Genomic DNA, 22,512 nt, shown 5'->3' on the forward strand with positions numbered 1-22,512 from the left:
CCACGCCGTGACGCGACCGCCGACCGCCGCGCTGCGGCGGGTGATCGACGCCGCCGATCCCGTGACGGGACGGCTGAAGGGGACCGAGGCGCAGCTCGCGGCGCTGGTGAAGCGGGGGCTGGCCTTCCGGCATCCGCGGCCGCCGCACGACCACTTCCTGACGCCGGCCGGGCACCGGATACGGGAGGCGGCGCCCGAGGAGCCCCCGCGGCCCCCGGCCTCCTCGCCCGCCGGGGTGTTCGCGGCGCGGGTCGGCGGCGAGGAACGGGCCGACGACTCCCCGCGCCGGGCCCGCGAGGTGCACAGCGCCTGGCAGGGGCTGCTGGAGCTGCGGCGGATGACGAACGCGGACGGGGCCGTGGACCGGCCCTGCGGCTGGGAGCGGACGCATCTGGTGCAGGCCGCGGCGCTCGCGCTGGAGGCGGCCGGGCACCGGCCGGCGACCGGGGCGCCGCCGGGCCGGGCGCAGCCGGCGGGCCGGGAGGCGGCGCAGGACGACGGCTACCGGGTGCGGGCGACCCCGCAGCCGGAGGCGGTCGCCGTGTACGGGCCGGACGCGGAGGCGCTGCGGGAGTTCGCGGCCACACTGGAGCGGGCGGGATGGCAGACCGGGGAGCACACGGAGCCGCGGACGCGCAGGCGCTATCTGCTCGCTTCGCCCCGCCGGGTGTGAGGTACATGCCAAGATCGGATCGCAAGGGCCGGTGCGAGCACGCGAGAAGGGGCTGTCTGTCGTGAGCGAACCGTTTTCCGTCCGGGTGACCGTCCGGGGCTACGAGACCGACGTGCAGGGCCACCTCAACCAGGCGGTCTACCTCAACTACGCCGAGCACGCCCGCTGGTCGCTGCTGCAGGCGGCCGGGGTGAGCCAGCACGGGCTGGTCTCCCAGGGCGTGGGCCCGGTCGCCCTGGAGACCACCATCCGCTACCGGCGCGAGCTGCTGGCGGGCGACGAGGTGGACGTGACCTGCGCCTTCGAGTGGGGCGAGGGCAAGACGTTCCGCATCCTGCAGGAGATCCGCCGGGCGGACGACGGCGCGGTGGCGGCCGAGATCACCGCCGTCGGCGGCCTGCTGGACCTCAAGGAGCGCCGGCTGGTCACGGACCCGCAGGAGCGCTTCAAAGAACTCGCCGAGGACCCGGGCCTGTTCGGCCTGTAGCCGGCCCGGGCGCCGGAGCCCGCTCCCGGCGTCTTCGGGCTGGGACCTGCTCCCGGCGCCTTCAGGGCAGGGACCTGCTCCCGGCGCCTTCGGGGCCGACGGGCGTCTCGCCGCGGCCCGCCCCGCCCGCCCCGGCCGGATCCGCCGGGCTCCCGGCCGCGGGGCCGGGCCGCCCGCGCATTCGGGTGCGCACCGCCCGTCCGGCTGGGATGCTGCGTCCCCATGACCACGCGACGTGTCAAGCCCAGCCTGTACATCTCCCTCGCGGCGCCGCCCCACCCATCACGCCCTCGACGACGCGGTCGAACAGGCCGAGCTGCCGGCCAACCTCGTGGCGTGGCCGGGCGTTTCCGGGCCGGGACAGGTGCCCGGCTGAAGGCGACGTGGTGCGGGGCGGCCGGGCCGTGCGCGGGCGGGGGCACGGGATGTTCCGCGTCCCCGCCCGCCCGGATCCGGATCGGTACGCGGCGTCGGTCCCCCGCCTCCGCCCGACGCGTCACGCCGTGGACGCCGCGATCCGCGCCAGCCGCCGCGCCTGCTCGCGCGTGGAGCGGGCGATGGCGTCCTCGTCCGCGGACAGCAGCCGCCCGTCCTCGACGATCTGGCGGCCGTTGACGAACGAGGCGGTGACGGGTGCCGGGGCGCCCAGGACGAGGGCGGCCACCGGGTCGGCGATCGAGGAGTGGGCGAGCGTGTCCATGCGCCACAGCACCAGGTCGGCCAGCTTGCCCGGTTCCAGGGAGCCGATCTCCCGTGCGCGGCCCAGCACTTGGGCGCCTCCGTGGGTGCCGAGCCGCAGGACCTGGCGGGCGCCGAGAGCGGCCTCGCGGTGGGGGCCGAGGCGGTTGATCAGGAGGGCGTTGCGCAGTTCGGTGTGGAGTTCGCCGGACTCGTTGGAGGCAGTGCCGTCGACGCCGAGGCCGACGGGGACACCGACGGCGAGCAGGTCCGGCACACGTGCGATGCCGGCCGCCAGCCGCGCGTTGGACGACGGGCAGTGGGCGACGCCCGTCCCGGTGCGGGCGAAGGCGGCGATGTCGTCGTCGGTCATGTGGACGCAGTGCGCCATCCACACGTCCTCGCCGAGCCAGCCCGTGGACTCGAAGTAGGCGGTGGGGCCCATGCCGAACAGCTCGCGGCAGAACTTCTCCTCCTCCACCGTCTCCGAGCCGTGCGTGTGCAGCCGCACGCCCTTGCGGCGGGCCAACTCGGCTCCCTCACGGAGCAGTTCGGTGGAGACGGAGAACGGGGAGCAGGGGGCGACGGCCACCTGGGTCATGGCGCCGAAGGACGCGTCGTGGTGGGCGTCGATCGTGGCCTCGGTGGCGGCCAGCGCGCCTTCGAGGCTCTCCACGGCGAAGTCGGGGGGCAGGCCGCCGTCCTTCTCGCCGCGATCCATGGAGCCGCGGGCGAGGGTGAAGCGGACGCCGATCTCGCGGGCGGCGCGGACGATCACGCCGGACAGGTCGCCGCAGCCGCGCGGGAAGACGTAGTGGTGGTCCGTCGTCGTGGTGACGCCGCCGCGGGCCATCATCGCGAGCGAGCCCTGCGCGGCCGCGTACACCATCTCCTCGTCGATGCGCGCCCACACCGGGTACAGCGCGACGAGCCAGTCGAACAGGTTGTGGTCGGTGGCCAGTCCCCGGGTGAGCCACTGGTAGAAGTGGTGGTGGGTGTTGACCAGGCCCGGGGTGGCGAGGTGGCCGGAGGCGTCGATGCGGCGCACGACGTTCTCCACGTCCCGCGGGGCCCGGCCCGCGCCGACCGCCTCGATGCGGTCGTCCGCCAGGACCAGGTGCCCGGAGGCGTACTCGGTGCCGTCCGCGTCCACGGTCGCGATCGCGCAGTTCTCGATGACGGTGCGCCGGGTCATCGTTCGTCCTCCACTGTCACTTTCCGTGTTCGCGTCACAGGTGAGTGAGGTCGACGGGGATCCGCGCCTCGCGGCCGTCCCGCAGGATCGTCGCCTCGATCAGGCCGTAGGGGCGGTCGGCGGCGAAGTACACCTCGTTGTCGTTCTTCAGCCCGAACGGCTCCAGGTCGACGAGGAAGTGGTGCCGGTTGGGCAGGGAGAGGCGGATCTCGTCCACCTCGCCGCGGTGCTCGATGACGCGTGCGCCCATGCGGTACAGCGTCTGCTGCAGCGACAGCGAGTACGTCTCGGCGAACGCCTGCAGCAGGTGCCGCTTCGTCTCCGCGTAGGACTCCTCCCAGTCGGGCACCGGCTGCTCCTCGCCGGTCCAGCCGAACCGCCAGCGGGCGCGGACCGAGGTCGCCAGGATCCGGTCGCGGGCCTCCGGGAGCGTCGTGTACTTGTCCTTGACGTAGCCCCGGAACTCGGAGTCGGTGGAGTTCAGCACCGTCAGGTCCTTCAGGCCGGAGACCACCTCCCAGGACGAGCCGTCGTAGGTGATCTGCGCCAGGCGGGTCTCCTGGCCCCTGCGGACGAAGGAGTGCGCGCCCCGCCCGGAGTGCTCGATGCGCTCCCAGGCGTACTCCTCGATGCGGACGCGGGCCCGGTGGATCGGCGGCTGGGAGGTGACGAAGTGGCGGGCGAGGTGGATGCCGAACTGCTCGGCGGACGCGATGCCGTACTCCTTGGCGAACGCGTACACCGTGTTCTTGGCGGTGTCGGTCGGCAGGACGTTGGCGTTGGAGCCGGAGTAGTGGACCTCGTCCATGTCGCCGCTCAGCGACACCGAGACGCCGAGGTCCTTGATGTGGTGGGTGGCGCCGTCCCGGGTGATCCTGACGACTCGGGTCTCGGCCTTGCCGTACTGGTTCTGGCCCAGGACTGCGGGGCGGGCGGGGCCGGGGTCGACTGCCATGGCGCTAGCTCCCTCGGTAGACGGAGTAGCCGAACGGGCTGAGCAGCAGCGGCACGTGGTAGTGCTCGCCGGGTGCGACGGCGAACGTCACCGTCACCTCCGGGAAGAACACCGCCCCGGCACCGCCGCCCCGGTCCGCGGGGGCGTCCTGCCGCGCGTCGGCCTGCCTGGTCACGAAGTACGGCTCCACGGCGAAGTCGAGCCGTACGTGGGTGGTGTCCTCCGGCAGGGCCGGGAGGTCCTTGCACCGCCCGTCCGCGTCGGTCGTGGAGCCGCCGAGGTCCCGCCAGTCCGCGGTGCGCCCGGCGCGGGCGGCGAGGCGGACGGCGACGCCGGCGGCGGGGCGGCCGGCACTGGTGTCCAGGAGGTGCGTGGACACGGAGGCGGGGGTGCCGGTGGTCATGCGGTTTCCTCTTCCAGTTCCTCTTCCAGCAGACGGGCGAGACGGATCCGGTTGATCCTGCCCAGCTCGGTGCGGACGATCTCACGTTCCCGTTCCGGCGTGTTGCCGATCCGTTCCCGCAGCGCGTCGCGCATCTGCTCGCCGCTGCGGCCGGTGGCGCAGATCAGGAAGACGTGGCCGAATCTCTCCTGGTAGGCGAGGTTCAGCTCCCGCATCTCCGCCCTCAGCTCCGCCGGGGCGCCGGCCATGCCGCGCTGCTCCCGCGCCGACGCGGGATCGCCGGGCTCCGGCCGGCCGATGGGCGGGTGCCCCGCCAGCGCCTCCTCCAGGTCGGCGGGCGTCAGCCACGCGGTCGCGGCGTCGCTCGCGGCGTACAGCTCCCGCGCGGAGGCGTACGGCCGTGCGGCCAGCAGCCGCTCCCCCCACGCCCGGCTCGCGCACACCTCGTGCAGCGCGGCGCGGGCCGCCGCCTCCGCCAGGGCGTTGAAGCGGGCCAGGCCCGGCGGCGGGGAAGTCGAGGTCACGCGTGCCTCCGTCATGGCCTGGTGCGGAACGGGCTGCCGCCAGCTAACGCCTTCCGGGACGGAGAGGTCAACAGTTTGTTGAGGATTTCGGGTGATGTGGGTGGCACGGGTGGCACGGGTGCGGGGCGCCGACTCGATCCGGCCACGTCCGACCCGGCCGGCCCGGACGCGATCCGGAAGCGATCCGGAAGCGATCCGGACCCGAATCGGATCCGACCCGGACCCGGTTCGGCTCCGGTCCGGCGACGAGCCGCGGTCACCCCCGGGGCCGCTCGGGCCCCTTCTCGCGGTTCACCGGCTCCTTCTCGCGGTTCAGGTAGTTGTAGACGGTGAAGCGGCTCACGCCGAGGGCGCTCGCCACCGTCTCCACACCGTGGCGGACGGAGAACGCGCCGCGGGCCTCCAGCGTGCGCACGATCTGCTGCTTGGCCTTGCGGTCGAGCTCGGCGAGGGGCTTGCCCTGCTTGCGCTCCAGGGCGGCGAGGAGGTGGTCGAGGGAGTCGGCGAGCTGCGGCAGGCGTACGGCGACGACGTCGGCGCCCTCCCAGGCGAGGACGACGTCCTCGGGGCCGGCCTCGTCCGGTGGGACCAGCTCGCCGCCGATCGCGTCGACCAGCGGCTTCACGGCCGCGATGAACGGCTCGTCCCCGGCGCCGCTCACGCCTCCTCCCCGATGACGTTCTCTCCGGTGACGTTTTCTCCGATGACGTTGACCTGCAGCGAGATCCGGGTGGCACCGGCCTGCAGGGTCTGGCGCAGCAGGGTGTCCACGGCGGTGAGCACCGCGTCCGCCCCGCCCTCGGCGGAGGTGCCGAACGGCCCGACGTCCACCGTGTCCAGGTCGCCCGTCTCGACGACCTGGCGGGCCACGAGCGCGTGCGCGGGCACCTCGTCCAGGTCGAAGGGCTCGGTCGTGAACTCCACTCTCAGTCGCACTGTGCCCCTGAACACCTCTCTGGCCTGCGCTTCTGCCCGGGCCGCCCGTCGCAAGGGCGCATCAGGCACGACGGGGCGCGCCGACTGGCCGCTCGGCGGCCGCGATGGGCCGCAGGCCGCTCGATCCCACCGCGACGGAGCCCGTCCGCCCGCCACGAGGCGACCCTAGCCGACCCGGATGCCCCTCCGCCCTGCTCCGGTGCCCCGAAATCCGGCGGGCCGGCGAGGAGGCGGGGGTCCGCGGCGGTGGATCCCGGCCAGGGGTCCGCGCCGGCCTGCCGGGGCGGTTGCTCCCCGGGCAGCCGGATGCCGTCCTCGATGAGGGTGGCGCCCACCTCCGGCCCGGAGCCCGCGGCCCGCCCCTGACACGTCGTGGGTGTCGGCGCCCGCGCCCCGGTGCCGGGTGCGGCACCGCGCCCGTACGCCACCGGGCGTAGGACGTCTACGCCACCCTCAAATCAACCTCTGAACCCGCCCCCGGGGGCTTCAACTCCCCCCGGCCATGGGCACATTCTCATCACACGGGCCCGCCGGCACGGGGGCGGCGGGCCCGGCGAACGGGGGAAGCACGGGGGAACCTCACGGGGGACGAACGGGGGAAAGCACGGGGGAACACGGGGGAAATACGGGGGAAGCAGAAGGGGCGGCCCGGCCTTCCGGTCGGACCGTCCCTTCTCTTTGCCGTTCCCTCTCCCTCCTCCCGGGACCGGGACTTGGGCGCCCTGACGGCGGCGGGTGCGCGGCCCGGCCCGGTGGCGAGCCTGCGGGCCTGTTCGGGGGCGGCACGTCCGAAAGGCATGCGGGCGTGGCGGTGAAGGCCGCCGAGGGACGGACAGGCGGGCCCCGGCAGGAGCACGATGGGCCCATGACCGAGAGGGTTCCGGTGCGCTGCCCGGCCTGCCGACGCGTGCACGCGTACGCGGCGCCGTCCTACCCGTGCCCCTGCGGGCACCCCGTCGCTCCGCGCCTCGACCGAGGGGCGGAGCCCGTGGTCGTCGTCCGCCCGGTGTGGGAGGAGCAGTGGATCACCGTCCGCTGCCCGGCGTGCGACCGTGCGGGCGAGTGGCCGCATCCGGAGCTGGGCTGCCCGTGCGGGGCCCTGCTGCGCGTCCGGCCCGCGCGGGCCGACGGCCACACGGCCACGGCGGACGTCCCCGGGCACGCGACCGCGGCGGACGTCCCCGGGCACGCGGCCGCGGCGCGGGCCGCCGCCGAGACCGCTCCGGTGACCGCGGCGCGGGCCGCCGCGCCGCGTCCCGCCTTCCGCTCCGTCGCCATCCGCACCGCCCGCGACGCGGTCACCGCCACCGTGCTGTACCTGCGCCGGCTCGGCCACCGCGACATCCGGCGTGCCGACCAGCGGCCCGCCGCCGGCGTCTGCCTGGCCGCGCGCGGTCTGCTCGCCCTGGTCGACCCGCGCATGCTCCCGGCCTGCGCGCGGGACGTGGAGTGCCTGTGGCTCACGGCGATGACGGAGTCCGCCGACTGCGCCTACTTCTCCCTGACCGGGTACACCGACGACGCCCACGTCCGCGCCGGCGCGCTCGGCGTCGCCTTGTTCGTCCTCGCCCTCTCCGGCGTCCCGCGGCCGGTGAACACCCCCGCCGACGCCCTCGCCGCCGGTGCGGACGGTCCGGCCCCCGGATGAGGGCCGGCGGCCGGGCGCGCGCCGGTCAGGGGCCCGCGGCGCCGCCGCCCGCCGCGTCCCCGCCCGTGCGGGGCGACCGCCGCTGGAGGCGGTCGATCATCCGGGACGCCTCGGCCTTGGTGAGGTCCGCGGGCACGTCCTCGCCGGCCTCCCGGGCCAGTGTGCGCAGGTAGCTCAGCTGCGGGCCGGTCGCGGGCTCGTCCCCGGTGACCCACTCCTCGACGTCCTTCTGCGGCTGGAGGCCGTCCTGCTCCGGGCTCTGTTCGCTCATGTCCCGCCGAGTACCCGGCGCACCCGGCCTCGCACGGCCGTCCCGGCGCGCGGCGTGGTGAAGTCCCCGATCGGGGGAAACCGGGGGAGGACGAGGCAAACGATCTTCCCCGGTACGGGCTGGTACAGGCTGGTACGGACCGGTACGGGAGGGGCTGGTACGGGAGGGAGACCAGACGGCCGCGCGAAGACCCCACGCAGAGACCCGAGTACGGCGAGACCCCGAGTACGGCCTGATACGGCCGAGCACCACTGAGTACGGCCGAGCACACCGGAGAGGAGCACGTCCCGTGGCCGCACCTGCCCGCCCTCCGCGCCCGCCGGGCACCCGGCGGGCCTTCGACCTGCGCGCCACAGCCCTGTTCTTCGCGCTGGCCGCCCTCCTCGTGGTCCTCGCCGGCTCCCTCGCCCGCGCGGCGGCCGGCGTCCTGGAGCGGCGGCCGGTGTGGGCGGTCGCCGTGGGGTGCGCCGCCGCCGCGGGCGCCCTGGCCCTGCGGCGGCGGCGCCGGCGGTCCTTTTCCCCGGCGCACGCCGCGCGCGAGGCGGTCGAGGCGCTCGACGAGGCGGCCCGGACCGCGCTGGACGAACTGGACTCCCCGCCGCCCGCGCCCGCGGCGGCGTGGGCCCCGGCCGGTCGGGAGCGCGCCGGGACGGAGCCCACGCTCCTCCTCGAACCCGGCGAACCCGGTGGATCCGGCGCACCCGGCGCGGCGGCCGACGGGCCCGGCACCGGCTACGAGGCCCTGGAGCCGGAGGAGTTCGAGCAGGCGGTGGCCGCCCTGTGCGCGCGGGACGGCTGCTCGGACGTCGCCGTCGTCGGCGGCGCGGGCGACCTGGGCGCCGACGTCGTGGCGACGGCCCCGGACGGGCGGCGGGTCGTCCTGCAGTGCAAGCGCTACGACCCCGCGCACCGCGTGGGCTCCCAGGACCTGCAGCGCTTCGGCGGCACCTGCTTCACCGTCCACGAGGCCGACCTCGCCGTCCTGGTCACCACGAGCGAGCCGACCGCGCCCGCCGCCGAGTACGCCGAGCAGTGCGGGATCGTGTGCGTGGACGGCCGGGCCCTGCGCGCCTGGAGCGACGGCACCGGCCCGGCACCGTGGGAGATCCGGCCTCCCGGCCCCGTGCCGCGGTAGGCCCGGCCTCCCGTGGCCCCGTGCCACGGTGAGCCGGTTCGGCGCCACGGGAGACCGGCCGCGCCGGCGGGCCCGGCGCCGGTGGGCCGCCGTAGGCCAACCACCGTGGGCCAACCCCCGTAGGCCAACAGCCATGGGCCAACCCCCGTAGGCCAACAGCCATGGGCCAGCCCTCGTAGGCCAACTCCCGTAGACCAACGGCCGTGGGCCAACCACCGCGGGCCAACTCCTGTGGGCCAACTCCTGTGGGCCAACCGCCGTGGGCCAACCGCCATGGGCCAACCCTCGTAGACCAACCGCCGTGGGCCAACCGCCGTGGGTCAACCGCCGTGGGCCAACCCTCGTAGGCCAACGCCGTGGGCCAACCCTCATAGGCCAACCCCCGTGGCTCACCCCCCGTAGACCCGCCGCAGTTCCACCTTCCGCACCTTCCCGGACACCGTCATCGGGAAGGTGTCGAGGACCTCCACCCGGCTCGGGATCTTGTAGTGGGCGAGCCGGCCCTCGCAGAAGGCCCGGACGTCCTGCAGGGTCGGCGGGTCGGCCGGGTCGCGCGGGATGACGCAGGCCAGGACCTCCTCGCCGTACTTCTCGTGCGGGACGCCGACGACCTGGACGTCCCGGATCTTCGGGTGGGCGTAGAGGAACTCCTCGATCTCGCGCGGGTAGATGTTCTCGCCGCCGCGGATGATCATGTCCTTGATACGGCCGACGATCTCGACGTAGCCGTCCTCGCGCATCACGGCCAGGTCCCCGGTGTGCATCCAGCGCCCGGGGTCGATGGCCTCGGCGGTCTTCTCGGGCTCGTTCCAGTAGCCGAGCATCACGCTGTAGCCGCGGGTGCACAGCTCGCCGGCGCGGCCCCGTGGCAGGGTCACGCCCGTCGCCGGGTCGACGACCTTGACCTCGATGTGCGGCAGGACCCGGCCGACGGTGCCGGTGCGGTGCTCCAGGTCGTCGTCCATGCGGGTCTGCAGTGACACCGGGGAGGTCTCGGTCATGCCGTAGCAGATGGAGACCTGCTCCATGTGCATCTCGGCGACGACGCGTTTCATCACCTCCACCGGGCAGGGCGAGCCCGCCATGATGCCGGTGCGCAGCGAGGTGAGGTCGTAGGTCGCGAAGTCGGGCAGGTTCAGTTCGGCGATGAACATGGTCGGCACGCCGTACAGGGAGGTGCACCGCTCCTGCTGCACCGCCCGCAGCGTGGCCGCCGGGTCGAAGGACGGCGCGGGGATGACGATGCAGGCGCCGTGGGAGGTGGCCCCCAGGTTTCCCATGACCATGCCGAAGCAGTGGTAGAAGGGCACCGGCAGGCACACCCGGTCCTGTTCCGTGTAGCCGATGGTGCGGCCCACCCAGTAGCCGTTGTTGAGGATGTTGTGGTGGGAGAGTGTGGCTCCTTTCGGGAAGCCGGTGGTGCCCGAGGTGTACTGGATGTTGACCGGGTCGTCGCAGCTCAACTGGTCCTGGATCGCCGCCAGTTGTTCCTGCGGCACCGTGGCGGCCGCCGCGGTGAGCGCGTCCCAGGACGGGTCGCCGATGTAGACGGTCTCGCGCAGTTCGGGGCAGTTGCCGCGCACTTGGTCGACCAGCGCCCGGTAGTCGCTGCTCTTGTGTGCGAGGGAGGCGACGAGCAGCGAGATGCCGGACTGGTTGAGCACGTACTCCAGCTCGTGCGCCCGGTAGGCCGGGTTGATGTTCACCATGATCGCGCCGATGCGGGCGGTGGCGTACTGGACGAGGACCCACTCGGGGCAGTTGATCGCCCAGATGCCGACCCGGTCGCCCTTGGCGATCCCCTTGGCGAGCAGTCCGCGGGCCACCTCGTCGACCGCGGCGCCGAATTCGGCGTATGTCCACCGCCGCCCGGACGGCACGTCGACGAGCGCCTCGCGTTCGGGGTGCGCGGCGATCGCCCGGTCGAGGCCGGCGCCGATGGTGTCGCCCAGCAGCGGCGTCTCGCTGGTGCCGTGGCTGTAGGAGAGGGTGGTCACCGGAAGTCCTCCTCGCGGTACTCGGTCGCCGAGCCCCGGGCGGTGGCCTCGCGCAGCTCGACGCGGCGGATCTTGCCGGACACGGTCTTGGGCAGGGGGGCGAACTCGATGCGGCGGATGCGCTTGTAGGGGGCGAGCACCTCGCGGGAGTGCTCGAAGAGCACCTTGGCGGTGTCCGGTCCGGGCTCCCAGCCCTCCGCCAGCACCACGTACGCCTTCGGCACCGACAGCCGCACCTCGTCCGGCGCGGGCACGACGGCCGCCTCGGCGACGGCCTCGTGCTCCAGCAGGGCGCTCTCCAGCTCGAAGGGCGAGATGCGGTAGTCGGAGGACTTGAAGACGTCGTCGCTGCGGCCGGTGAAGGTGATGTAGCCGTCCTCGTCGCGGGAGCCGATGTCGCCGGTGCGGTAGTAGCCGCCCGCCATCGCCTCCGCGGTGCGGTCCGCGTCGCCGTGGTAGCCGGCCATCAGGCCCACGGGCCGCTGGGACAGGTCGAGCGCGATCTCGCCCTCCGCGGCGCCGGGCTCGCCGGTGACCGGGTCGAGCAGTTCGACGCGGTAGCCGGGGCTGGGGCGGCCCATGGAGCCGGGCTTGAGCGGCTGGCCGGGGGTGTTGGCGACCTGTACGGCGGTCTCGGTCTGCCCGAAGCCGTCCCGGATGGTCACCCCCCAGGCGCGCCGCACCTGCTCGATCACCTCGGGGTTGAGCGGTTCCCCGGCGGCGACCACCTCGCGCGGGGGCCGCCGCAGCTGGGTCAGGTCGGCCTGGATGAGCATGCGCCACACCGTCGGCGGGGCGCAGAACGTGGTCACGCCCACGCGGTCCATCTCGGCCATGAGCCGGGCCGGGTCGAAGCGGGTGTAGTGGTGCACGAAGACCGTGGCCTCCGCGTTCCACGGCGCGAACAGGCTGGACCAGGCGTGCTTGGCCCAGCCCGGGGAGGAGATGTTCAGGTGCACGTCGCCGGGCTGCAGGCCGATCCAGTACATGGTCGCCAGGTGCCCGATCGGGTAGGAGGCGTGGGTGTGCTCCACCAGCTTCGGCAGCGAGGTCGTGCCGGAGGTGAAGTACAGCATCAGCGGGTCGTCGGCGAGGGTCGGCCCGTCCGGCAGGAACCGCGCGTCGGCGGCGTAGGCGTCCTCGTACGGCTCCCAGTTGCCCTCCGGCACCCCGCCCACCGCGATGCGCGTGTAGGTGCCGGGCACGTCGGCGAACTTGCCGGCGTCCCCGGCGCGCGCGATCACGTGCTTCACGCGGCCCCGTTCGACGCGGTCGCGCAGGTCGGCGGGGCCGAGCAGCGGGGTGGCCGGGATGACCACGGCGCGCAGTTTCATCGCGGCCAGCGCCGTCTCCCACAGCTCGACCTGGTTGCCGAGCATGACCAGGACCCGGTCCTCCGGTTCGACGCCGCGCTCGCGCAGCCGGTTGGCGACCCGGCTGGAGCGCTCCGCCATCTCGGCGAAGGACAGGCGCCGCTCGCTGCCGTCCTCCTCCACGATGTGCAGGGCGGTGCGGTCGTTGCCCTCGGCGATGACGTCGAACCAGTCGAGGGCCCAGTTGAAGTGCTCGGGCCGGGGCCAGGTGAAGCCCTCGTAGGCCGCCGTGTAGTCCTCGCGGTGCTCCAGCAGGAAGTCCCGCGCGCTGCGGAAGAGCTCGGTCGCCGTCGTCATCTGTCCTCCTCGCTGTTCTGGTCGCTCGCTCCGGGCGCTCACAGCCGTTCCGGGCGCGCGACCGTGCCCGGCCCCTCGGGCCGGTGCGCGCTCACGCGTCCGGAACCGGCGCGCCCCACGGCTGGCTCCCGCGGTGCCGGACCATTGCCGGGCGGCTCCCGCACATCGTGTAATCCGTGATGCAGGTCTCACTACCCCCGAACGGGGGTGTACGCCTGTGGCAGGACCCCCGAACGGGGGTGTCGCCGCGGGAAAGGCCCCGTGCCCGGGCCCGGACCGCGCGGAGGGCTCACCCGCACGGGGGCGCCACCGCGGGGCCGGGCCGCGGACCGGGGACTCCCCCGCGGGAAGGGCCGCGACGAAGGGGCAGACAAGTGACGGCAGAGGCGGCCGTGGCGGTCGACATACGGAACGCGCTGGTACGGCTGCAGCGGACGACGGGACTCCCCGTCGCGTTCGGCGGCCTGGTCGACCCCGGCCGGCACCAGGTGCGCATCAGCGAGCTGAGCGGGACGGCGACGCCGGCGCTGCGCGCGCTCACGGTGGCCTCGGGCAACGGCCTGGGCGGCAAGGCGGTGGCCCTGGCCCGGCCGTGCGCGGTGACGGACTACTCCTCCTCCCGGCAGATCAGCCACGAGTACGACGCCCCGGTGGCCGCGGAGGGGCTGCGGTCGATCCTGGCGGTGCCGATCGTGGTGCGGCGCCGGGTGCGCGGCGTGCTCTACGGCGCCCTGCGCACCGTCCAGCCGCTGGGCGACCGCACCCTCACCGCGGCCGTGGAGGCGGCGCGGGACGTCGAGCAGGCGCTGGTGGTCCGGGAGGAGGCGCGGGAGCTGCTGGGCGCGGTGCGGCCGGAGCCCGTCCAAGGCGGCGCGGCGGGGCCGGCCTGGGAGCAGGTGCGGGAGGCGCACGCGGCGCTGCGGGCCCTGGTCCCCCGGATCACCGACCCGGACCTGCGGGCCGAACTCCTCGGCGTGTGCGGGCTGTTGGCCACGGGGGTGCCGACCGGGCGGGTGTCGCTGGCGCCCCGGGAGGTGGACGTGCTGGCGTGTGTGGCCGAGGGGGCGACGAACGCCGGCGTGGCCGAGCGGCTGGGGCTGCGCCCGGAGACGGTGAAGGCCTACCTGCGGTCGGCCATGCGCAAGCTCGGCGCGCACACCCGCGGCGAGGCGGTGGTCGCCGCCCGCCGGGCGGGGGTGCTGCCGTGAGGGGTGGCTGTCGTAGGCGTAGGGGACGGCTGTCGTAAGGGGCAGCCGTCGTAAGGTGCGGCTGTCGTGGGCGGGTTGTTCGGGCAGGCGGCCGGGAGTTGCCGGCGCGCCCGCGATGCCCCGGCCCGGCCCTCACGGCCCCCCTGGCCCGGCATCCGCGGCCGTTCCTGCCCGGCCCTTACGCCTGCCCCCTGCCGCCCCCCTGCGGCCGCCCTCACGGCCGTTCCTGCCCGGCCCCCACGGCCGCCCCGGCGGCACCGCCCATTCCCTCCCCGCCCCGGTGAATTTCCGCCGCCGCGCCGCTCCCGGCCCTTTTCGGACTTACCGCCCGCCCGATTTCCGGCACCGGTGCCTAAACTTTGGCCAGAACACGACACAGGAGGGGAGCGGTGACCGTGCGACGGGAGTTCCAGGAGCCGGCGAGCTACCGCTCCGACCTGGTCATCGGCCGGGAGCAGCCGTACGCGACGGCGCGCGCGCAGCTCGGCCGGGGCGGCAGCGTGCTCCTGCACGGTCCGGCCGGAATAGGAAAGTCGACATTGCTGCGGGCATTGGCCGCGGAATACGGCGCCACGGCCCGCACCGTGTTGCGCTGCTCGGCGACCGAGTCCGAATCGCACCTGCCGTTCCTGGCGCTCGCCGACCTCTTCGGCCTGGTCCTGGACCGGGTGTCCGGCCGGCTGCCCGCGGCGCAGCGCACGGCGCTGGAGTCCGCGCTCACCGGCCGCGGCGACTCCACCCTGCACAGCGACGGCCTCGCGCTGCGCCTGGCGGTGCTGTCGGCGCTGCGCGCGCTGGCCGCCGACGGCCCGGTGCTGGTGGTCGCCGACGACCTGCAGTGGCTGGACGCGGCCAGCGCGGAGCTGCTCGGCTTCGCCGCCCGCCGCCTGGGCGACACCCCGGTGCGGCTGCTGTGCGCGGTGCGCACCGAGGGCGAGGAGTACGACCGTCACCTGCGCGCCTGCCCGCCGGACACGCTCGCCGTCCGCCTCGGCCCGCTCACCCGCGCGCAGGTCTCCGAGCTGCTCACCCACCGCGGCTACACCGGCCTGCCCCGCTCCACCGTCCGCGACATCCACCGCACCAGCGGCGGCAACCCGCTCTTCGCCCTGGAACTGGGCCGCGCCCTCGCCGAGAGCCCCACCGCGCCCCGCCCCGGCGAGCCGCTGCCGGTGCCGACCTCGCTGCGGGCGCTGGTGCTCAGCCGGCTGGAGATGCTGTCCGCCGAGGCGCGCCGCACGCTGCTGGTGGCCAGCGCCGGCGCGCGCCCCACGCTGGCGCTGCTGCACGCGGCGGGCCGCGCCGACGCCGAGGCCGAGTGCGCGCGGGCCGCCGAGCTGGGCCTGCTGGTCACCGACCCGGACGAGCCGGCCCTGCGGTTCGCGCACCCGCTGATCTCGGCGGCGCTGTACGCGGAGGCGCCCGCGCAGGAGCGGCGCGCGGCGCACGCGGCGCTGTCCACGGCGGCCTCCGACCCGATCGAGCGGGCCCGTCACCTGGCCCTGGCCACCACCGGCACCGACCCGGAGGTGGCCGCCCGGCTCGCCGAGGCCGCCGCGCTGGCCCGGGACCGCGGCGCCCCCTCGGTGGCGGCCTCCCTCGGGCTGCTGGCCGCCCGGCACACCCCGCCGGACGGCGTGCCCGGCCCGGAGGAACACCGGCTGCAGGCCGCCGAGGACGCGATCACCGCGGGCGAGGTGGACCTGGCGCGGGACATCGCGCGCGAGGTGCTGGCCCGGACGACCGATCCGGCGGAGCGGGTGCGGGCCTGGATCGTGGTGATCGACACCGCGGGTCAGGCCATGACGGAGGTCGACTCGGTCTTCCCGCAGGCCCTGGCCGACGCCGGCGACGACCCGCGGCTGCTCGCCCTCATCCACTACCAGCTCGCCTGGCGGGCGCTGCTGGTGCAGGGCGACTTCGCCGAGGCGCGGGAGGAGGCCGCGCACGCGGCGCGGCTGGCGGCGCGCGGCGGCGACCGCCGCACCGAGCTGATGGCGCTGTCCTTCCAGGCGCAGACCGAGACCCTGATGGGCCACCCGGACGCCCCGGCGACCATCAAGCGCGCGTTGCGGGAGCCGCAGGACCCGGAGGTGGCGTGCCACCACAACGGCGCCGGCTCGGCCCGCTTCCGCTGGCTGATCATGAGCGACCGGCTGGCCGAGGCCCGCACCACGATCACCGGGCTGCTGCGCGAGGTGCGGCGGCGCGGCTCGGTGGAGAGCGAGGTGCACTTCCTGCGCGGCCTGGCCGAGACCGAGCTGCGCTCCGGGCACTGCTCGCGCGCCCTGGACCTGGCCCGGGAGAGCCTCGGGCTGGCCCGTGACACCGGCATCGGCGAGGGCGCCTCCGCCATGCTCACCTCGCTGGCGGAGGCCTCCGGCGGGGACACCGGCCGGGCGCTGGCGCTGGCCCGGGAGGCGGCGGAGCACGCCGAGGAGGACGGCGACCAGATGTACCTGTCGCGGGCCCTGGGCGCCCTGGGGTACGCCCAGTTGGTGGCCGGGGACGCGCGGGCGGCCGTGGCGTCGCTGCGGCGGGTGCGGGAGCTGGAGCGGAGCCTGGGCATCACCGATCCGGCGCGCGGCCGCTGGCACGGGGACCTGGCCGAGGCGCTGGTCGCGATCGGGGAGCCGGCCGAGGCGCAGGACGTCATCGACACCACGCGCGAGCACGCGCTGCGGCTGGGCCGGGAGAGCGTGCTGGCCGTGCTGGACCGGTCGGAGGCGCTGGTGCTCGCGGCGCGCGGCGAGGTGGAGGCGGCCGCGGGCCGGCTGGCGTCCGTGCGGGACCGGCTCGGCAAGCTCGGCTACGGCCTGGAGGAGGCGCGGGCCGCGTTCGCGCTGGCCCGGCTGCGCTTCGGCGGGGCCGGGGCGGCGGCGTTCGAGGAGGCGGCGCGGCTGTTCCGGCGGTGCCGGGCGCTGCCGTGGCTGCGGGCCGTCGAGGCGGCCGCGGCCGGGACCGCGGCGGAGCACGCCGAGGCGCGGCCCGCCGCTCCCGCCGCGCTGGAGGGGCTGGCGGCGATGGAGCGGCGGGTCGCCGCGCTCGTCATGGAGGGCGCCACCAACCGGGAGATCGCCGCGCGGCTGTTCATCAGCGTCAAGACGGTCGAGGCGACCCTGACCCGCGTCTACCGCAAACTCGGGATCCGTTCGCGGGTGGACATCGTCAGACTGGCGGCGGGCCGCCCGCCGGCGTAGCCGCCCGGCGGGTCGCCCGGTGATGTGGCCGCCCGGCGGGTCGCCCGGTGGTGTAGCCGCCCGGTGGGCCGTCCGCGCGGCCACCGAGGGTTTTCCCTCCCCCAACTCCCTTAGGGGCTTCCCTCATTGGGAGCCGCCGGACGCCGTCCTAGCGTGAGGGCGTGCCGCTCGCCCGGGCACACGGGGAGTCCGTCCCGGAATCCCCGTGCACCACCCCCACCCGCGCGCCCCCACCGGCAACCCCCTTGCGAGGAGACGCATGTCCGGCCTGACCCGCGCCAGACGGGCCGCCGCCCGCACCGCCGCGGCCGCTGCCGCCCGCGCGGCCGGCGCCGCCGTCCGCGTCCCGGGCCGGGCGACGACCTGTACGACCGGCGGCCTCGCCGGCCGGCCGCGGACCGCGACCGCGCCCCTCGTCCCCGGCTCCCACCCCGGCAAGGCCCGCCGCGGGCCCTGCCACGGCTCCGGCTCCGCCGCGAGCGACACGATCTGCCCCGGACACCCGTCCGGTGGCGTGGACACCTGCCAGGGCGACAGCGGCGGCCCCCTCCTCAGCGGGGGCGTCCTGGCAGGGATCACTTCCCGGGGCGGGAACCGCGCCGGGGCGGGGCGCCCGGAGGCGCGCACCCGGCCCGCCGGGCCGGCCGCGTTCCCCGGCCGCGTGCGCGCACGGGGCGTCGTGCGCACACGGGGCGTCTCCCATCCCGGAAGACCTGCCTGAGGACCCCGAGGACCCCTCAGGTGCATGCCGGGGGGGGCGCTGCGAGCCTCCACGAGCGGCCCGCAGCGCCCCCTCTCCATGCCGCCCCGCTCCCTCTCTGTCCCCTCCTGGTCTCCCTGCTCCCTCCTGGCCTCCCTGTCTCTTCTGGCCTCCCTGCGCCCCGCGCCGTCCCCACTCCCGGGGGCGTTCGTCCCGTACGCCCTGCTCGGCAGCCTGCCCGGTGATCGCCGCACGCCCCACCCGGCAGGCCGCCGACGCAGCCCCGGCCCCGGGAGGCAGCCGCGACGCCCCGGCGACGCGCCCGGCGTGAGGAGAGTCCCGGCCCGTGAGGCGACGGCACGGGACCCGTGCCGTCGTACCCGGACACCCGGGCGTCCGCCCGTGACCGGACCGCGCGGGCGGGCCTCAGACCGCGTGGGAGACCGGGGCCATGTGATCGGTGAACCAGTCACGCGCCAGATCGGTGACCTGCTCCAGGGCACCGGGCTCCTCGAAGAGGTGGGTCGCGCCGGGGACGACCGCGAGCCGGTTCTCACACCGCAGCCGAGCCTGCGCGTCGCGGTTGAGGTCGAGCACCACCCGGTCCAGGCCCCCGACGATCAGCAGCGTGGGCGCCGTCACCGCCGGCAGCCGCGGTCCGGCCAGGTCGGGCCGGCCGCCCCGCGAGACGACCGCGGCGACCCGCGCGCCGGGCTCGCCGGCCGCCCACAGCGCGGCGGCCGCGCCGGTGCTGGCGCCGAAGTACCCGACGGGCAGCCCCTCGTACTCGGGCCGTCCGCGCAGCCAGCCGGTGGCGTCCGCCAGACGCCGGGCCAGCAGGCCCGTGTCGAAGACGTTGGCCCGGTCGTCTCCCTCCTCCTCGGTGAGCAGGTCGAACAGCAGGGTGCCCAGCCCCGCCCGGTTCAGCCCGGCGGCGACGAACCGGTTGCGCGGGCTGTTCCGGCTGCTGCCGCTGCCGTGTGCGAACAGCACCACTCCGACCGCGTCCCCGGGTACGGTCAACTGCCCGCGCAGCACTACCGCACCGGCCCGCACGTCCACCTCCCGGTCCTCGGGAGCGGTGTGACGCGGCTCGGGCCGGCGGGGGCCCGCCAGGCGGGCGGCCGCCTCTTCCAGACAGGCGACGACCTCGTCGTCGTCGGTCTGGGAGAAGTCGGCGTAGAACTGGCCGATCGCGGAGAAGCCCCGCGGGGTGTACGGGGACACCAGTTCGTCGGCGTCCTCACCCAGCCGGGCGGTCCAGCCGTGCGGTGCCACGGGGACCGCCAGCACGACCCGTGCGGCCCCTTGGGCGCGGGCGATCCGGCAGGCGGCGCGCGCCGTCGATCCCGTGGCCACCCCGTCGTCGACCACCAGCACCGTGCGGCCCTCGAGCCCGACCGGTTCCCGGTCGCCCCGATAGCGCCGGGCGCGGCTCTCCAGCACCGTCCGCTCACGGGCCTCGACCTCGGCCAGTTCCTCCGGGGTGACATGCGCCGTGCGCACCACGTCGTCGTTGATCACGCGCACACCGCCCTCACCGATCGCTCCCATCCCCAGCTCCGGCTGGAACGGCACGCCCAGCTTGCGCACCAGGCAGAGATCCAGCGGGGCGCCCAGGGCCCTCGCGACCTCCGCGGCGACCGGAACCCCGCCCCGGGGCAGACCGAGCACCACCACCTCGGCCCCCTTGAAGTGCGCCAGCCGAGCGGCCAGCTGTCGTCCCGCGTCACGACGATCCAGGAAGAACACGATCCGACCTCCTCACCCCGGAGGAACGCGGTGGGCGACGCCTGCGCCCCGTACTTCCATCCTCACCCCCGCGAAGAACCGATGCGCACCGCTGCGCACCGCACCCCGGGCTCGCCTCGCATGCGGGGAGGCGGAGAGCGGGGAGAGCGGGGAGAGCGGAGAGCTGGGAGAGAGGAACGGCCTGCGTGAGGGCGGAACGGGCGCTCGGGCGCGCGGGCGCTCGGACACGCGGACACGCGGACACGCGGACGCCCGGGATGTCAGGGACGTCAGGGACGTCAGGGACAAAGCACGGCGCCGGGCTGCGCGGTCCGCCTCCGCCGGCCGGCGCGGCTCAGGAGGGGAAGCCGTACCGTCCCCGCAGGCGGACGAAATGCGCGGGCGTGAGCATCCGCCGGCGCTCCAGCCCCGTCGCGGTGCGCAGGAAGGACACGACCTGCTCCCGGCCGTCCGGCCCGACGGGCTGTACCAGGCGGCCGCCGCGGCGCAGTTGCCCGGCCGGCGGCGCGGGAACCTCCGGGAACGCGGCGGACACGACGATCGCGTCGTACGGGGCGCGGTCCGGCACGCCTCCGCTGCCGTCCCGTCCAGGAGGCGGCCGCGCGCCTGCCGCTGTCCGCGCCGGCCGGCGGAGCCCCGCTGCCCGGGAGGGCGCGGGCACGGCCCCCGGTCGTGATCCACCGCTCGGGCAACCGCTCCCGGCAGGCTGCGGAACTGCTCGCGGCCCGCGGCGCACGTGCCGCGCCGACGGCGGCCTTCGCCGTGGTCGCGGGAGCGGCCGCCCTGCGCATGCCGCGGTCCCGGACGGCCGCGAAGGTCTCCGGGCACACGCTTCAGCGGGCCTTCGCCCTGGTGCTGCTCGCCGTGGCCGTCTTCATGCCGATCGACGCCGTGGTGACGTGAGGAGGCCACGACCCGTGGTCACGCGAGGGACAGGAACAGCTTCTCCAGCCGGGCGCGCATCGCTTCGCTGTCCTCGCCGTTGCGCCGACCGGTCTCGACGTCCGACGCGCACTGCTGCAGGCCGGTCGCGATGATCGCGAATCCCGCCCGGTCGAGGGCGCGTGAGGCCGCGGCGAGCTGCGTGACGACGTCCTCGCAGTCACGCCCCTCCTCGATCATCCGGATCACACCGGCGATCTGCCCCTGCGCGCGGCGCAGCCGGTTCAGCACGGCCTTCAGGTCCGCACCCTCGAACGCCAGTTCCACAACCACTCCTCGAAAATACCCCTGGGGGTAGTGTACGTCCCGGTTCGGGACACCGTCGACCACAAGGATCACACCTGCCACGACCCACTCGCCCACCCCCGTCGCCCTCGGCGCCGGCCAAGCCCGCGCCCGGCTGTACGAGTTCGCCGTCATCGACGTGCGCACGTCCGCCGAGTACACCTCCGGCCACCCGCCCGGCGCCCTGACCATCCCCTTGGACCACCTGCGACGGGCCCTGCCGGAAATCCGGCACGCGGCCGAGCGCGGCGACCTGCTCGCGGTGTGCGCCTCCGGCGCCCGCCCGGAGAACGCCTGTGAGACCCGAGCCGGCTGGAGCGCGGAGCGCCGGGCCCGGTTCACGGCGGGCGCCCTGGCGTTCCTCGGCCTCGTCCTCGCCCCAACTCCCGCACGGCACTCGACGCGCGACACCCGGCGCCCGGCACCCGGCACCCGGCACCCGGCACTCGGCCGGGCGGCAGAGCGGGCACCACGGGAACGGTCCGGAGCGGTCCGGAACGCCCCGGGAGCGGCGCGGGAGTCGAGAGGGACTCGAGAGGAACTCCCCGGGCCGGTACGGAGGTCAGGAGTCAGGAGGAGGAAGAGTCCTTCCGCGGCGGCCCGGCGGTCCCGGTGCCGCGCTCGGCCAGGCCGGCGTGCAGCAGGAGCAGGCGGGCCAGGTCGCGCGCCTCCTCGGCGGTGAGCGACGCCCACGCCCCCGGCTCGCCGCCCCGGCCCCGGCCCACATCCAGGGCGACCCGGCTGATGGGCCGCCCCGCGGGCACGAGCCGCAGGCACCGCACGGCGATCCTGCGCCCGCACCTGGTCACGAGAGAGGTGTCCAGAGAGGTGTCCTCGGTCGCGGAAGGCCGGTCACGTTCCGCCGTCGCCATCGTTCTCACGCTCCTCCACCGGATCGGTGACGGTCCCCGACGAGCGTCGCCTTCTGGAGACCTGATACCCAGCCGGGTATCAGGAACAGCACCGCGCAAGGCCGCGTTGTTCCCGCCCGCACGCCCGTGGCGACTCTTCCGCGCTGCGATCGCCCCGGTCGGGCCGGGAGGCCGGGCCCCACCGTGCGAACGGGGCGCCCGGCCGGCCCCGGGCGTTGGGACCCGGGTTCGCGGGCACTCGATCGGTACGGGTAGGTATGGGCACGTCACAGGCGGCACCGACCCGGCCGGCCCGGCCGATCCGGCCCGGCCCCGGGAAGGCCCGTCCGCCTGCGGTCCGGCGGTGGCCGGGGCAGAAAGGGAGAAGTTGAGCGGAGCAAACCGATCGGGCGGATCGAGCGGATCGAGCGGACCGTCCCTGCGGGCGGTGGGCTGGGCGCGGGCCCTGCCGGTGAGCAGCGGGGTGAAGGCGGCCCGGGACTGGGCGCGGGCGCATCTGAGGACATTGGGATGGACCGACCGCGCGCCGGAGACGGTCGACGCGGTGCTGCTGACCGTCTCCGAACTCGTCACCAACGCGCACGTCCACGCGCACAGCACCGCCCAACTGGTGCTGACCTGGGACAGTCGCTGCCTGCACGTGACCGTGCACGACTCCTCGGCCGAGCTGCCGCAGCCGCGCCGGCCGAGCACCGAACGCACCGGCGGGCGCGGCATGCTGCTCGTCGACGTACTGGCCGACGAGTGGCAGGCCCGCCCCTGCCCCGACGGCAAGATCGTCCACGCTTGTTTCAGACTTCCCCAGCCGGAGGCGGGCGGCCCCGGCTGACGCCGGGCGCGGCCGTCCCCCGCACGGCCCGGCCCGGCACACCGCTCCCCCTCCCCGGCCGGCACGGCACGGGGGGAGGGAGAGAGCGGGGGCGGACGGTGCGGCGGCTTCGACCGTGAGCGAGTCGACGGACCGTCAGGAGGCGTCAAAGA

The 22,512-nt window shown here is 75.4% G+C and carries 22 protein-coding genes and 1 pseudogene; 10 read left to right on the forward strand and 13 right to left on the reverse strand.

Going from position 1 to position 22,512, the window contains the following annotated elements; translation table 11 throughout:
- The first annotated feature begins 7 nt into the window (after nucleotides 1-7).
- Both IE225_RS20110 and IE225_RS20115 read left to right on the forward strand, forming a co-directional pair.
- On the forward strand, nucleotides 8-673 hold the full coding sequence (locus IE225_RS20110; RefSeq protein ID WP_190058952.1) for a hypothetical protein: 666 nt from the start codon (nucleotides 8-10) through the stop codon (nucleotides 671-673).
- Between the two features lie 61 nt (nucleotides 674-734).
- A complete protein-coding gene (locus tag IE225_RS20115; RefSeq protein WP_190058953.1) occupies nucleotides 735-1,160 on the forward strand; it encodes an acyl-CoA thioesterase in 426 nt (141 codons plus the stop codon).
- A gap of 496 nt (nucleotides 1,161-1,656) precedes the next feature.
- Here IE225_RS20115 and IE225_RS20120 read toward each other — a convergent pair whose 3' ends face one another.
- The 6 genes from IE225_RS20120 to IE225_RS20145 all read right to left on the reverse strand — a co-directional run bounded on the left by IE225_RS20120 (nucleotide 1,657) and on the right by IE225_RS20145 (nucleotide 5,851).
- Nucleotides 1,657-3,033, reverse strand: a complete 1,377-nt coding sequence (locus IE225_RS20120; protein WP_190058954.1) for an 8-oxoguanine deaminase — start codon at nucleotides 3,031-3,033, stop codon at nucleotides 1,657-1,659.
- Nucleotides 3,034-3,067: 34 nt separating this feature from the next.
- Nucleotides 3,068-3,988 carry a factor-independent urate hydroxylase gene (gene pucL, locus IE225_RS20125; RefSeq protein WP_190058955.1) on the reverse strand — a complete coding sequence of 307 codons (921 nt, stop codon included), beginning with the start codon at nucleotides 3,986-3,988 and terminating at the stop codon, nucleotides 3,068-3,070.
- A gap of 4 nt (nucleotides 3,989-3,992) precedes the next feature.
- Entirely contained in the window at nucleotides 3,993-4,391 is a 399-nt protein-coding gene (uraH, locus tag IE225_RS20130; RefSeq protein WP_190058956.1) for a hydroxyisourate hydrolase, read from the reverse strand.
- Nucleotides 4,388-4,915, reverse strand: a complete 528-nt coding sequence (gene uraD, locus IE225_RS20135; protein WP_190058957.1) for a 2-oxo-4-hydroxy-4-carboxy-5-ureidoimidazoline decarboxylase — start codon at nucleotides 4,913-4,915, stop codon at nucleotides 4,388-4,390. The genes uraH and uraD overlap by 4 nt, the downstream gene beginning before the upstream one ends.
- Before the next feature lie 256 nt (nucleotides 4,916-5,171).
- Nucleotides 5,172-5,576, reverse strand: coding sequence for a helix-turn-helix domain-containing protein (locus IE225_RS20140; RefSeq protein ID WP_190058958.1), 405 nt, complete (start codon nucleotides 5,574-5,576; stop codon nucleotides 5,172-5,174).
- On the reverse strand, nucleotides 5,573-5,851 hold the full coding sequence (locus tag IE225_RS20145; RefSeq protein WP_190058959.1) for a hypothetical protein: 279 nt from the start codon (nucleotides 5,849-5,851) through the stop codon (nucleotides 5,573-5,575). The genes IE225_RS20140 and IE225_RS20145 overlap by 4 nt, the downstream gene beginning before the upstream one ends.
- Before the next feature lie 865 nt (nucleotides 5,852-6,716).
- On the opposite strand from IE225_RS20145, the gene IE225_RS20150 reads away from it, so the two are divergent.
- Nucleotides 6,717-7,499, forward strand: coding sequence for a hypothetical protein (locus IE225_RS20150; RefSeq protein WP_190058960.1), 783 nt, complete (start codon nucleotides 6,717-6,719; stop codon nucleotides 7,497-7,499).
- Nucleotides 7,500-7,524: 25 nt separating this feature from the next.
- Here the strand turns inward: IE225_RS20150 and IE225_RS20155 are convergent, their stop codons facing one another.
- Nucleotides 7,525-7,770 (reverse strand): DUF3072 domain-containing protein, encoded by a 246-nt coding sequence (locus IE225_RS20155; RefSeq protein WP_190058961.1) that lies wholly within the window; start codon nucleotides 7,768-7,770, stop codon nucleotides 7,525-7,527.
- 289 nt (nucleotides 7,771-8,059) lie between these two features.
- Here IE225_RS20155 and IE225_RS20160 point away from each other — a divergent pair, with 289 nt between their 5' ends.
- A complete protein-coding gene (locus IE225_RS20160) occupies nucleotides 8,060-8,905 on the forward strand; it encodes a restriction endonuclease (RefSeq protein WP_229879797.1) in 846 nt (281 codons plus the stop codon).
- A 389-nt stretch (nucleotides 8,906-9,294) separates the two neighbouring features.
- On the opposite strand, the gene IE225_RS20165 is transcribed toward IE225_RS20160, so the two are convergent.
- A complete protein-coding gene (locus IE225_RS20165; RefSeq protein ID WP_190058962.1) occupies nucleotides 9,295-10,902 on the reverse strand; it encodes an AMP-binding protein in 1,608 nt (535 codons plus the stop codon).
- Nucleotides 10,899-12,572, reverse strand: a complete 1,674-nt coding sequence (locus IE225_RS20170) for an AMP-binding protein (protein WP_190058963.1) — start codon at nucleotides 12,570-12,572, stop codon at nucleotides 10,899-10,901. The genes IE225_RS20165 and IE225_RS20170 overlap by 4 nt, the downstream gene beginning before the upstream one ends.
- A 374-nt stretch (nucleotides 12,573-12,946) precedes the next feature.
- Here IE225_RS20170 and IE225_RS20175 point away from each other — a divergent pair, with 374 nt between their 5' ends.
- The 3 genes from IE225_RS20175 to IE225_RS33310 all read left to right on the forward strand — a co-directional run bounded on the left by IE225_RS20175 (nucleotide 12,947) and on the right by IE225_RS33310 (nucleotide 17,701).
- Complete coding sequence (locus tag IE225_RS20175) at nucleotides 12,947-13,780, forward strand: LuxR C-terminal-related transcriptional regulator (protein ID WP_190058964.1); 834 nt, start codon at nucleotides 12,947-12,949, stop codon at nucleotides 13,778-13,780.
- Between the two features lie 389 nt (nucleotides 13,781-14,169).
- Nucleotides 14,170-16,980: a helix-turn-helix transcriptional regulator gene (locus IE225_RS20180; RefSeq protein WP_190058965.1), complete on the forward strand. Its 2,811-nt coding sequence runs from the start codon at nucleotides 14,170-14,172 to the stop codon at nucleotides 16,978-16,980.
- Nucleotides 16,981-17,239: 259 nt separating this feature from the next.
- Complete coding sequence (locus IE225_RS33310; protein WP_229879798.1) at nucleotides 17,240-17,701, forward strand: trypsin-like serine protease; 462 nt, start codon at nucleotides 17,240-17,242, stop codon at nucleotides 17,699-17,701.
- Nucleotides 17,702-18,106: 405 nt separating this feature from the next.
- On the opposite strand, the gene IE225_RS20190 is transcribed toward IE225_RS33310, so the two are convergent.
- Nucleotides 18,107-19,432, reverse strand: coding sequence for a phosphoribosyltransferase family protein (locus IE225_RS20190; RefSeq protein ID WP_190058966.1), 1,326 nt, complete (start codon nucleotides 19,430-19,432; stop codon nucleotides 18,107-18,109).
- A 334-nt stretch (nucleotides 19,433-19,766) separates the two neighbouring features.
- Nucleotides 19,767-20,168, reverse strand: a complete 402-nt coding sequence (locus IE225_RS34080; protein ID WP_373303235.1) for a protein-L-isoaspartate O-methyltransferase family protein — start codon at nucleotides 20,166-20,168, stop codon at nucleotides 19,767-19,769.
- On the opposite strand from IE225_RS34080, the gene IE225_RS34085 reads away from it, so the two are divergent.
- The gene (locus IE225_RS34085; RefSeq protein WP_373303238.1) at nucleotides 20,105-20,335 is read left to right on the forward strand and encodes a hypothetical protein; all 231 of its coding nucleotides are present in this window, start codon (nucleotides 20,105-20,107) and stop codon (nucleotides 20,333-20,335) included. The two genes, IE225_RS34080 and IE225_RS34085, sit on opposite strands and share 64 nt — an antisense overlap.
- Nucleotides 20,336-20,353: 18 nt before the next feature.
- On the opposite strand, the gene IE225_RS20210 is transcribed toward IE225_RS34085, so the two are convergent.
- A complete protein-coding gene (locus tag IE225_RS20210; RefSeq protein WP_190058967.1) occupies nucleotides 20,354-20,641 on the reverse strand; it encodes a metal-sensitive transcriptional regulator in 288 nt (95 codons plus the stop codon).
- A gap of 67 nt (nucleotides 20,642-20,708) precedes the next feature.
- Here IE225_RS20210 and IE225_RS33320 point away from each other — a divergent pair.
- Nucleotides 20,709-21,035: pseudogene (locus tag IE225_RS33320) on the forward strand (rhodanese-like domain-containing protein); the annotation flags it as partial.
- A 193-nt stretch (nucleotides 21,036-21,228) separates the two neighbouring features.
- Here the strand turns inward: IE225_RS33320 and IE225_RS20215 are convergent.
- The gene (locus IE225_RS20215; RefSeq protein WP_190058968.1) at nucleotides 21,229-21,531 is read right to left on the reverse strand and encodes a hypothetical protein; all 303 of its coding nucleotides are present in this window, start codon (nucleotides 21,529-21,531) and stop codon (nucleotides 21,229-21,231) included.
- Nucleotides 21,532-21,898: 367 nt separating this feature from the next.
- Here IE225_RS20215 and IE225_RS20220 point away from each other — a divergent pair, with 367 nt between their 5' ends.
- Nucleotides 21,899-22,360, forward strand: coding sequence for an ATP-binding protein (locus IE225_RS20220; RefSeq protein ID WP_229879801.1), 462 nt, complete (start codon nucleotides 21,899-21,901; stop codon nucleotides 22,358-22,360).
- Nucleotides 22,361-22,512 lie beyond the last annotated feature (152 nt).

Source organism: Streptomyces echinoruber (genome assembly GCF_014651135.1).
Classification (GTDB): Bacteria; Actinomycetota; Actinomycetes; order Streptomycetales; family Streptomycetaceae; genus Streptomyces; species Streptomyces echinoruber.